The sequence below is a fragment of the Bacteroidota bacterium genome, assembly GCA_034723125.1.
GTDB lineage: Bacteria > Bacteroidota > Bacteroidia > CAILMK01 > JAAYUY01 > JAYEOP01.
The window spans coordinates 1-11173 of the sequence record JAYEOP010000566.1 but is presented as its reverse complement, the minus strand read 5'-3'; the positions used below and the strand labels follow the sequence as shown (position 1 = coordinate 11173).

General features: G+C 28.7%; 10 protein-coding genes. 6 read left to right on the top strand and 4 right to left on the bottom strand.

The window, feature by feature from the left end; all coding sequences use genetic code 11:
• Window positions 1-108: 108 nt before the first annotated feature.
• Window positions 109-987 (top strand): 1-acyl-sn-glycerol-3-phosphate acyltransferase, encoded by an 879-nt coding sequence (locus U9R42_14385; GenBank protein MEA3497212.1) that lies wholly within the window; start codon window positions 109-111, stop codon window positions 985-987.
• 12 nt (window positions 988-999) lie between these two features.
• Window positions 1000-1929: a GNAT family N-acetyltransferase gene (locus U9R42_14380; GenBank protein MEA3497211.1), complete on the top strand. Its 930-nt coding sequence runs from the start codon at window positions 1000-1002 to the stop codon at window positions 1927-1929.
• A 5-nt stretch (window positions 1930-1934) separates the two neighbouring features.
• Here U9R42_14380 and U9R42_14375 read toward each other — a convergent pair whose 3' ends face one another.
• The 3 genes from U9R42_14375 to gdhA form a co-directional block, all read right to left on the bottom strand.
• Window positions 1935-2483, bottom strand: coding sequence for a CvpA family protein (locus U9R42_14375; GenBank protein MEA3497210.1), 549 nt, complete (start codon window positions 2481-2483; stop codon window positions 1935-1937).
• The gene (locus U9R42_14370; GenBank protein ID MEA3497209.1) at window positions 2484-2927 is read right to left on the bottom strand and encodes a GatB/YqeY domain-containing protein; all 444 of its coding nucleotides are present in this window, start codon (window positions 2925-2927) and stop codon (window positions 2484-2486) included.
• Between the two features lie 169 nt (window positions 2928-3096).
• On the bottom strand, window positions 3097-4434 hold the full coding sequence (gdhA, locus tag U9R42_14365; protein MEA3497208.1) for an NADP-specific glutamate dehydrogenase: 1338 nt from the start codon (window positions 4432-4434) through the stop codon (window positions 3097-3099).
• Window positions 4435-4674: 240 nt separating this feature from the next.
• On the opposite strand from gdhA, the gene U9R42_14360 reads away from it, so the two are divergent.
• Both U9R42_14360 and U9R42_14355 read left to right on the top strand, forming a co-directional pair.
• Window positions 4675-6081, top strand: a complete 1407-nt coding sequence (locus U9R42_14360) for a tetratricopeptide repeat protein (protein ID MEA3497207.1) — start codon at window positions 4675-4677, stop codon at window positions 6079-6081.
• Window positions 6082-6289: 208 nt separating this feature from the next.
• Window positions 6290-9232, top strand: coding sequence for a glycoside hydrolase family 3 N-terminal domain-containing protein (locus U9R42_14355; GenBank protein MEA3497206.1), 2943 nt, complete (start codon window positions 6290-6292; stop codon window positions 9230-9232).
• Window positions 9233-9470: 238 nt separating this feature from the next.
• On the opposite strand, the gene U9R42_14350 is transcribed toward U9R42_14355, so the two are convergent.
• Window positions 9471-9869: a hypothetical protein gene (locus U9R42_14350; protein ID MEA3497205.1), complete on the bottom strand. Its 399-nt coding sequence runs from the start codon at window positions 9867-9869 to the stop codon at window positions 9471-9473.
• Between the two features lie 619 nt (window positions 9870-10488).
• On the opposite strand from U9R42_14350, the gene U9R42_14345 reads away from it, so the two are divergent.
• Window positions 10489-10782, top strand: coding sequence for a hypothetical protein (locus U9R42_14345; protein MEA3497204.1), 294 nt, complete (start codon window positions 10489-10491; stop codon window positions 10780-10782).
• A 42-nt stretch (window positions 10783-10824) separates the two neighbouring features.
• On the top strand, window positions 10825-11173 hold a 349-nt coding region (locus U9R42_14340), incomplete at its 3' end, for a PKD domain-containing protein (GenBank protein ID MEA3497203.1).

Here is an 11173-nt window from a genome sequence, read left to right as displayed (position 1 = left end):
CATTAAAAGCCCCCATTTAAAATTAAATAATTTTTTTTGATTCACAATTGAGTTATTCAAATTAATTCTCTTAATTTTGTTTTAAAATTATTTTCACTTTAAACAAATATGAACCCTGCAATATCAAAAAATAATCAATCAGAAAACAAAACAGGAAAAGCTATTGATTTAAGAGAAATAATTGCCAGTAAAAATCCCGGATTATTAAAAATTTTACCAAAATTCATTTTAAATTATATAAAAAAAATCATTCATGAAGATGATCTTAATGATTTCCTCAAAAATTATGGACAATTAGTAGGATTAGATTTTATTGCACAAGGATTAAAAGAAATTGGTATTAAAGCTGAATTTACTGGAGAAGAAAATATTATAAATGGTAATCGGCAAATAGTAGCATCCAATCACCCACTTGGTGGACCTGATGGTGTAGCACTAATGCATGTTATTGGGAAATTTCGTACTGATATAAATTTTATTGTAAATGATTTACTCTTAAATTTAGAAGGTCTCAAACATCTTTTTATTCCTGTAAACAAACATGGGAATAATCCCAAAGAGGCAATAAAAATCATGAACAAAGTTTATGAATCCAATAATCTCGTAATAACATTCCCATTTGGATTGGTATCAAGAAAGAGAAAAGGAAATATTAAAGACCTTGAGTGGAAGAAAAGCTTTATTACCAAAGCAAAACAATTTGAAAGAGATATTATTCCTGTTCATATTTCAGGTAAAAATTCTTCTTTCTTTTATCGACTTGCCAATTTCAGAAAATTCCTTAAAATTAAAGCAAACATTGAAATGTTTTTTCTTGTAAATGAAATGTTCAAACAGAAAAACAAAACATTATTAATTACTTTCGGGAAACCAATTTCCTATAAAGTTTTTGACAATAGATTCACTGATTTACAATGGGCAGAAAAAGTACGACAGCATGTATATATAATTAAGGATAACTCCAATGCTGATTTTGTCATTGAATAAAACTAACTTATTATGAAAAATATTATTGATCCTATAGAGAAATCATTATTAAAAAAAGAGCTTACTCACGAACGTTTTCTTAGAAAAACAAATAATGGGAACAATGATATTTACATAATTACTCATAATGATTCTCCAAACGTAATGAGAGAAATTGGCAGATTACGAGAAGTTAGTTTTTCTGAAAGCGGTGGTGGAACAGGATTAGATTGCGATCTTGATGAATTTGATACTTCTAAAAACCCATACAAACAACTAATTGTTTGGGATCCAAAAGATAGAGAGATTGTAGGAGGATACAGATATATTCATGGTAAAGACGTTGAATTTTACGATAATGGTCAACCCAAATTATCAACATCAGAATTATTCACATTTTCACAAGATTTTATAGAAAATTATTTACCAAATACAATTGAACTTGGAAGATCATTTGTTCAGCCTCTTTATCAGCCTGCATTTGATTTTCGTAAAGGAATGTATTCTCTTGATAATCTATGGGATGGATTAGGTGCTTTAGTTATAGATACTCCAGATATGAAGTATTATTTTGGTAAAGTTACAATGTATCCGAGTTTCAATATTCAAGCTCGTGATTTAATACTTTATTTTATGGAAAAACATTTTCATGATGATAAAAACCTTGTTATTCCACACACAAGTATTAAAATAACAACAAATCTGGAAAAACTAAAAAATATACTCGTTGGAAAAAATTTCAAAGAAGATTATAAAATATTAGCTAAAGGAGTTAGACAATTAAAAGAATACATTCCACCTCTATTTAACGCTTACATTAATCTATCATCAACAATGAAATATTTTGGGACAGCAATAAATTCTCACTTTGGAGAGGTTGAAGAATCAGCAATTCTTGTTGCGACTGATGATATTTATGAAATGAAAAAAGAAAGGCACTTTAATACTTATGAAAAGAAGTAAACAAATCAGGAATCTCTTTTTTCAAAATTAATTTCTTCAAAATAGCCTTCAACATCAGAAACAAGTCCTTTAAAAACTGACAAGTTATCAGAAATAAAATTTATTGTGGTAGGGGCAATTGGTTCAACATATTGAAATAACATAGATTTCTCTTTAAATTTTAAAGGTAAAATTTTTGATTGCTCTGAAATCCATAATATTAAGCTAAATATAAAAATAATTTTGAAAGCCCCAATCAACGCACCAGCAAGACCGTTTATTAGGTTTAACTGTGCAATTTTAATAAATTTTTCCAACAATTTTCCTACCCAATGAATTAGAAAATAAATACCAATAAAAACAACAATATAGGCTAAATAAGGCACCCACCAAGTACTTTGCTGGATTCCCAGTAACAGTACAATTTTATTTGTTATTGTTAAACATCCTATTGTTGCAATAAATAATGCAATCAAAGTAAACATTTCAACAATTGCTCCTTTTCTAAAACCTAAAATAAGAAAAATCACTAAAGGAATTAAAAAAATTAAATCTATAGTATTTACATTTTCCATTTAAGATAATTTTTCTTTTACGATAGCTGAAATTGTTTTTCCATCAGCTTGACCACCAAACTTTTTCATTGCAACTGCCATTATTTTACCCATATCCGCCATTGATTTCGCAGATGTTTCTATTATCACTTCAGCAATAACTTTCTCAATTTCCACTTTGCTTAATTGCTTCGGTAAATATTTTTGAATAACCTCAAGTTCTTCCGTTTCTTCTTTTGCAAGTTCATCTCTCCCTTGCTCTGTATAAACAATTATTGATTCTTTTCTTTGTTTTACCAGCTTTTGAAGAATTTTTATCTCATCATCCTTTGTAATTTCTTTAGCAGATGAATTAGTTTTCAAAAGCAATAATGCAGATTTCACAGCTCTTATTCCTCTTAAAGCAGCTTTATCTTTTGCCCGCATTGCCGATTTTAAATCTTCATTAATTATATCAAAAAGCATAAGATTTATTTTTTATTTTAAAGTGCAAAGTTAAAAACTAATTTAATTTATTAAATATCAAATTAGAGCAAAAATATCAACAATAAATAAATTTATAAAAAAAAGGTTTTACCCATAACGGATAAAACCTTTTTAAATAGTGTCTCTAAATAAAAAAGAATATATGAATTTACACTAAGCCTTGTGCTAACATAGCATCAGCAACTTTGACAAATCCACCAATATTTGCACCTACAACATAATTTACAAAATCACCTTCTTTTCCAAATTTCACACATGTTTCATGAATGTCTTTCATGATTGTTTTAAGTCTCTGGTCAACTTCTTCTCTTGTCCATGACAAACGGAGTGAATTTTGACTCATTTCAAGACCTGAAACAGCAACGCCACCAGCGTTAGCAGCTTTTCCCGGTCCGTAAAGAATTTTAGCATTAAGAAATACTACTACAGCCTCTGGTGTAGAAGGCATATTTGCACCTTCTGAAACACAAATACATCCATTCTTAACAAGAATTTCTGCATCATCTTTATTAACTTCATTTTGAGTAGCAGATGGTAAAGCAACATCACATTTTTCTTTCCAAGGTGTTTCACCAGCAACATATTTTACACCATATTTGTCAGCATACTCTTTAATTCTACCTCTTTTTACATTTTTAAGTTCCATGATAAACTCTAATTTTTCGGCAGTAATTCCCTCAGGGTCATAAATATATCCACTTGAATCTGACAATGTAACTACTTTTCCACCAAGTTCATTTACTTTTTCAGTTGCAAATTGAGCAACATTTCCTGAACCAGAAATAAGAACAGTTTTTCCTTTCAAAGAATCACCTTTTGTCTTTAACATTTCGTCAGCGAAATATGTGGCACCATAACCTGTAGCTTCAGGACGAATTAAACTTCCACCCCATTCACGACCTTTTCCTGTAAGTACACCTGTAAATTCATTTCTAATTCTCTTGTATTGACCAAATAAGAAACCAATTTCACGACCGCCAACACCAATATCTCCTGCAGGAATATCTGTATTAGGTCCAATATGTCTTGAAAGTTCATTCATAAAACTTTGACAAAAGCTCATTACTTCATTGTCTGATTTACCTTTAGGGTCAAAATCAGATCCACCTTTACCACCACCCATTGGAAGAGTTGTAAGGCTATTTTTAAGTACTTGCTCAAATGCAAGAAATTTCAAGATACTTAAGTTTACAGTAGGATGAAATCGCAATCCACCTTTATAAGGTCCAATTGCACTATTCATCTCAATTCTATAACCTCTGTTAATCTGAAACTCTCCTTTGTCGTCAACCCATGGTACTCTAAACATTATAACTCTCTCAGGTTCTGCAATTCTATCAAGAACCTTTGTTGATTTATATTTAGGATTTTCTTCAATAAAAGGAATGAGAGATTCCGCAACCTCTAATACTGCTTGATGAAATTCTACTTCACCTGCATTTTTAGCCTCTATTTTGGCCATAAATTCTTTAACATTTTTATCCATTTTTCTATTATTTTAATTGTTTAATCTATTCTAAAAAAAACAATAATAACGAATAATAATTAATTAAAAAAAATTTATTGTTTTTTATTTCACAGCATTTTTTTAACATCACTTGTATTTTTTTATACAATTAATTATTGTAGAAAATATGTGAATAAATTGCACCTTTCTTTAACTCATTTTACCGTATTTTGCATAATAACTTTTAGCCATGCTAACAATAATTTTCGGCATTTATTTATGAATAGTAATAAAGACATATCATCTCAATCAATTAAAAAATTAGTAAGATTTTTTGAAAAACAAAGTCAATCTCAAGATTATTCGTTTTTTGAAAATAAAAACTACTTATCAATAATTAACTATTATATAAGTAACAATAAGGAAAAAGAAGCTTTATCGGTAAGCAAATTAGCTGTCAACCAATTTCCTTATGAAATCGATCTCCTTTTAATAAGAGCAGAACTACTTTATAAAAACATGGAGATTAATGAAGCTATTGAATTACTTGAAAGAGCAAATTTAACTAATCCAAATAACATAAATATTTACACTTTATTAAGTAAAATGTTATTGGAAACAGGCGAAACAGAGGAAGCACAAGAATATCTTAATGCTGCACTTACTCTTGAACCCGAAGGGAATACTGATATTTTCTTTTCAAAAGCAGTTGCCTTTCTTCAAAATGAAGAAATAGATAAAGCAATACAAAATTTAAAAAAATCACTCACATTAGATCCAACGAACAAGGTAGCACTTCTTGAGCTTGTTAATTGCTATCTCGAAAAGGATAATGTTGAAAAAGGCATTGAATTTTATGAAAAACTAATTGATCAAAATCCATATTCTTATGAGATTTGGAATAATCGAGGAATATTATTTGATTTTTTAGGCAATCACAATCAAGCAATTCATTCTTACCAACTTGCAATTGCCATTAATGATAAAATATCCGAATCATTTTTCTATCTTGGCAATTCATATATTGAAAATGAAAATTATTCAAACGCTATAGATGCTTTAAAAACAAGCATCAAACTCGGGGATAATGATTTTATGGTTTTACACCAAATTGGTTTAGCATACAGCTTACTAGAAAATTACATCAAAGCACGCAGTTATTTCAGAAAATCTATTGAAAAAGAATCAAGTTTTGCTGAAAACTGGTATGGATTAGGAATTACATTCGCTGAAGAAAATGATTCTGAAAAAGCAATTAAATATTTTAAACATGCCATACAATTAGATCCTGAAAATGATAATTACTGGTATGAATTGGGAAATTCTTATGCATATTCAAATAATTTTAAACTATCAACCGAAGCATATAATGAAGCAGTTACTTTAAATCCTTTATTTGTAGAAGCATGGATTGACTACATCCTTTTTTTATTTGAAAATAATTTAACAGAAAAATCAATTGAAAAACTTGAAGAAGCTCTTTCATTAAATAACAATGAAGCAAAAATACTTTACATTTATGCAGGGATATTATTTGACACAGGTAATTTTGAAAAAGGAGAGAATCTTCTTAATAAAGCACTTAACCTTAATTTTAAATCTTTAGATTATCTTTTTGACAATTTCCCGTTCTTAAATTCTGATCCAAGAATTAAAAATATTATCAAGCAACATTTAAATAAATAACGCAATCCATATATCTGAATTCTATTATTCAAGTTGTTTTTTTAACCCGAGTTTTTACAAATACTCTCAAAAAAAAATCATTTGAAAAGCTGTGTATAAATAAGTTCTGATTTCATGTAAGAATAAAATATTTTTGCATAATTATTTTTCATATTTACGAATGCATACTTTTAACATAATCATAAAAAAGCTGATAAATAAAAAACTTATGAGAATAACCATCATACTGTTAATCCTTTTACTGCAAACTTTTCCATTAATTCAAAATGCAAAAACATTCAAAATAAGCAAAGATTTATTAATCAAAATAAATAATAAAATCAAAACTGATTCCATAGTTGCAAATCTTAGTTTAGACGAAAAAATCGGTCAGCTTTTTATGATAGCAACATATTCTGATAAAAGTATTTCTCACGAACAATATATTTTAAAAACAATCAAGAAATATCATATTGGTGGGCTTATATTTTTTAAAGGTCATCCTTACAAGCAAGCTAAACTAACAAATGAGTATCAATCTATTTCAAAAATTCCGCTTTTTATTGCAATGGATGCCGAATGGGGCGTTTCTATGAGACTCGACAGCATCATTTCTTTCCCAAAACAAATGACACTTGGAGCAATCCAAAATAATGATTTGATTTATCAAATGGGAAGAGAAGTTGCAAATCAATGTAAACGACTTGGAGTTCATATTAATTTTGCCCCTGTAATTGACATAAATACAAATCCGTCAAATCCTGTTATTCACTTACGCTCTTTTGGTGAAAAAAGAGAAATGGTTGCTAACAAAGGAATTGCATACATGAAAGGTATGCAGGATAATGGAATCATAGCAGTTGCAAAACATTTCCCTGGGCATGGCGATGCTGATGTGGACTCACACCTTGACCTTCCTGTTATCAGACATGACAAAAAAAGACTTAATGAAATAGAGTTATTCCCTTTCAAAAAACTAATTTTCAATGATTGTAAAGGAATAATGATAGCACACCTATATATCCCTGAGTATGAGCAAGAAACAAACACACCTTCTACACTTTCCAAAAATATTGTTACAGGTCTTTTAATAGATAAAATGAAATATAATGGTTTGATTTTTACTGATGCCCTAAATATGCAAGGTGTTACAAAATTCTACAATCCAGGAGAAATAGAAGTTAAAGCATTGCTGGCAGGAAATGATATTTTACTTTTTCCAAAAAACATTGCAATATCAGTAAAAAAAATAAAAGAAGCTATTGCAGATGGAACTTTATCTGAAAATGAAATTGATAAAAAAGTAAAAAAAATAATAATCAAAAAATTAGAGCTAAAGCTGTTTGAACCAACAAGTATCAATCCTAAAAACATTGTTAAAGACCTGAATTCAACACATGCTTATTTATTAAAAAGAAAATTAATAGAAGCTTCCATCACAATTGTAAAAAATAATGGAGTTGCTATTCCAATAAAAATGTTACAAAATAAAAAAATTGTTTCAGTTGCAATAGGTCCATTAAAAGAAAATAAATTTCAAGAATCATTAAAACTTTATACTTCCGTTCAAACTTTTCAGATTTCAAAATATTCTTCAGCTAAACAGCTTTCTGTACTCACTAATTCACTATCCGATTTCAACACTATTATTGTAAGTCTTCATTCTTTAAGTTCCTACAATGTAAAAACCTTTGGATTAAAAACACCTATAATTAATTTTGTAAACAAACTAAAAGACAATAATAATATCATTTTAGTAAATTTTGGTAGCCCATACGCACTTAAATTTTTTGATGAAACCCAAACAATTCTTCAAGCTTATCAAAACGAGGATGATTTTCAGGATTTAGCGGCACAAGCTCTTTTCGGAGGAATTGAAATTAGCGGAAAATTACCTGTTAGTGCTTCAAAAAACATAAAATATTTTGATGGTATAACAAAACAAGCTGTACGATTGAAATATACTATTCCTGAAGAAATTGGAATAAGAAAAAAAAACTTACTTAAAATTGACACTCTGGTAAAAAAAGCAATGGAAGAAGAAGCAATACCCGGCTGTCAGATATTAATAGCTAAAAATGGCAAAGTTTTTTTTCACAAATCGTATGGATTTCATACTTACGAAAAAAAGAAAGAAGTTAAAAATACTGATCTTTACGATATAGCATCAATTTCAAAAATAACAGGCACTCTTTTACCAATAATGAGATTTTATGACATTGGAATATTAGACCTTAATGACAGTATCGGGAGTTTCTTTTCCTGTCCATCAGAATATGATTACGGTCAATCAACAATAAAAGAAATGCTAACGCATCAAGCAGGATTCAAAGCATGGATAGCTTTCTATTTATCAACACTTAATAAAGATAAAACAATTAATAAAGAATACTATTCAAAAACAAAATCAGAAAAGTTCCCTATTCAAGTTTGCCAGCAACTTTATACTTTAGAGTCAACAAAAGACACAATTTGGAAATCTATTTATTCAACTAAAATCAAAAAAAAGGGAAAGTACAAATACAGCGACCTTGATTTCTTGTTTTTAAAACGAATTGTTGATACTCTTACCAAACAGCCATTTGACATCTATCTTTCAAATAATTTTTATTCTCCACTTGGAATGAATTTAACCTGCTTCAATCCGCTAAAACAATTTTCTTTGAGCAAAATAATCCCCACTGAAAACGATAAATATTTTAGAAATCAAATTATACACGGAAATGTTCACGATCCTGCAGCTGCTATGATGGGTGGTATTGACGGTCATGCAGGAATATTCTCCAACACAAATGACCTTGCCAAATATATTCAGATGCTATTGAATGAAGGGAAATATGGAGGTGAAAGATATTTTAGTCCTCAAACCGTAAATTTATTTACTAAAACCCAATCAACTGAAAGTCGTAGGGGGCTAGGCTTTGATAAACCCGTAACAGATAAAAGCATAAAATATAGCCCTACTAGCAGAAATGCACCTTTTTCAACTTTCGGACATACAGGATTTACAGGCACATGTGCTTGGGGAGATCCTGATAATGATATCATTTACATTTTTCTATCGAATAGAACTTATCCTGATGCTAAGAATAAAAAACTATTAAAAATGAATACTAGGACTGATATTCAGCGTGTTATTTATGAAGCACTTAAAAAGAATTCAACACATTGATGGATAGTAGCACTAAGAAAACTTTGTATTATACTTGGGCTTTGAATTAATAATGGATGTGAATGTAAAAGTCATTCAATTGTCATTAATAGTCATTTAGCCAAGCTGTCATTGGGTTTTGTAACTTAATGACAATCAAATGACTACTTTATGACATTAAATTCAAGCGACAAAATACACATAATATTCTAACAGTCAAAAACATACGTTTTTCTTAGAGACACTATATAGATAACAATTACTCTACATTATAGTCAACAGACCAAATTAAAGCAAGTTTTTTCAACATATCTTTTTCACTTGTTTTGCTTATGCTATCAGCTTTCATTACTTCTACTAAGTTATCCAATATTTCTTTTGCAACTTGAGGAGTAAACCAATACTGTTGCTGAACATAAACAACAGCTTCAAAAAACATTTTCTCTCTTAACTTCTTTTCTTTTATACCCTCATACCAAGTCATTATGTCCGATAAAATGATAGAAAATTCATCTTTGTGTATTTCTTTCTCATTGTATTTCCAATCTAAAACTAATTCCACAACTTTTTCATGTTCTTCATCTGAAAATTCATTATCTGTAAGTTCCGCAAAACCTACATAAATAAAACCTAGAAAGTGTAAGGGTGTCTTTTCCATACTTTTATTTTTAATTCGTTAAACCATAATTTCTAAATAATCATTATATAAAACCTCAACTAATAATAAAATGCAAATCAAAAGTATGAAATTATTTTAATAATCCAATTTTTATTTATCCATAATATGTTATTATCAAAAAAGTAGGTAAATGTAAAAAAATGAACTTCTGAAAATGATTATTTCTGTGAGTTTGTATTTAATGTCATTCCAGATGTTGCGATTTTTATTTCCTGATTGCAAATGTTAATGACTTTCTTGTTTTATATTTCAACAAAGTTATAAACTTTTGTAAAGGATTGTATGGGTTTTGGGGTTTTTATTTTAATGGTGGAAAGTTATAGAACATTCTTTTAGGGAAATGTTAGCTCATAAAAAACAGGCTCACAGTTTAGCATAAGCCCGTATTCTGTTTTTTGATTTGGTCGTAGATACAATCTACAATCAGTTTGGGGTTTTTATGATTGATGATCTACGATTGAAAAATGAGAACTACTGACTAAAAACTTCCTCCTTTGTTTTTTGCTTAATTGTATTTTTAGAATATTTACAAATAAATTTTGTTTTAAAAAAAACTGTTTGTACATTTGATGTAATTAAAAATCAATAAAACAATAAAATGTACTTATTAAAAGATTTTAAAGGAAAAATCAGAAGAATACACTTACTCAGCGAACCCTACCGCTCTACAAATAAGCTAATTACCTCCCCTGCACACAATTTTCAATTATTTTTAAGACTTTTTTCTAAAAATTTAATTGCCGTAAATTTTCAAACAATAAAAGGATGGTTAGTCCAAATTTTTAAAGTACAAACATTAATGAAATCAAGTAATTATTTTAAAACAATTTTAATAATAATAGGGTTCATAGTTATTGGAATAACTATGCACTGTTCAAAGGATGATTTATAATCAAAATATAATCCTAAACCTTTGTTTCATAAAACAATTACTATGAATTTAACTGACGTTTCTGTTAATCATGGTTTATTAGATTTTACTGATGAAAATAGTTTAAAAACTATACTTGATACATTAGTTGCCTTAAATAACCGAGATTCTTTATACTTTCCAATTGATTCAACCGAAGATGAATGTATAGCAGATTTTTCATTCACGGAAGATGAATTTGATGAAATGACATTTGAATTTACGAATAAATCAACAGCATCTACAAATGCTTCAATTATTTTATGGTCATGGGATTTTGGTAATGGCGGTACCTCGTCATCACAGAATCCTACATATTCTTATACTGAAACAGGAAGTTATAAAGTAACACTTACAATTACAGACAATTTCA

Excerpts from the sequence above, each read along its gene's own strand:
- U9R42_14385 (MEA3497212.1), top strand. The coding sequence starts at position 109 with ATGAACCCTGCAATATCAAAAAATAATCAATCAGAAAACAAAACAGGA.
- U9R42_14380 (MEA3497211.1), top strand. The coding sequence starts at position 1,000 with ATGAAAAATATTATTGATCCTATAGAGAAATCATTATTAAAAAAAGAG.
- U9R42_14375 (MEA3497210.1), bottom strand. The coding sequence starts at position 2,483 with ATGGAAAATGTAAATACTATAGATTTAATTTTTTTAATTCCTTTAGTG.
- U9R42_14370 (MEA3497209.1), bottom strand. The coding sequence starts at position 2,927 with ATGCTTTTTGATATAATTAATGAAGATTTAAAATCGGCAATGCGGGCA.
- gdhA (MEA3497208.1), bottom strand. The coding sequence starts at position 4,434 with ATGGATAAAAATGTTAAAGAATTTATGGCCAAAATAGAGGCTAAAAAT.
- U9R42_14360 (MEA3497207.1), top strand. The coding sequence starts at position 4,675 with ATGAATAGTAATAAAGACATATCATCTCAATCAATTAAAAAATTAGTA.
- U9R42_14355 (MEA3497206.1), top strand. The coding sequence starts at position 6,290 with ATGAGAATAACCATCATACTGTTAATCCTTTTACTGCAAACTTTTCCA.
- U9R42_14350 (MEA3497205.1), bottom strand. The coding sequence starts at position 9,869 with ATGGAAAAGACACCCTTACACTTTCTAGGTTTTATTTATGTAGGTTTT.
- U9R42_14345 (MEA3497204.1), top strand. The coding sequence starts at position 10,489 with ATGTACTTATTAAAAGATTTTAAAGGAAAAATCAGAAGAATACACTTA.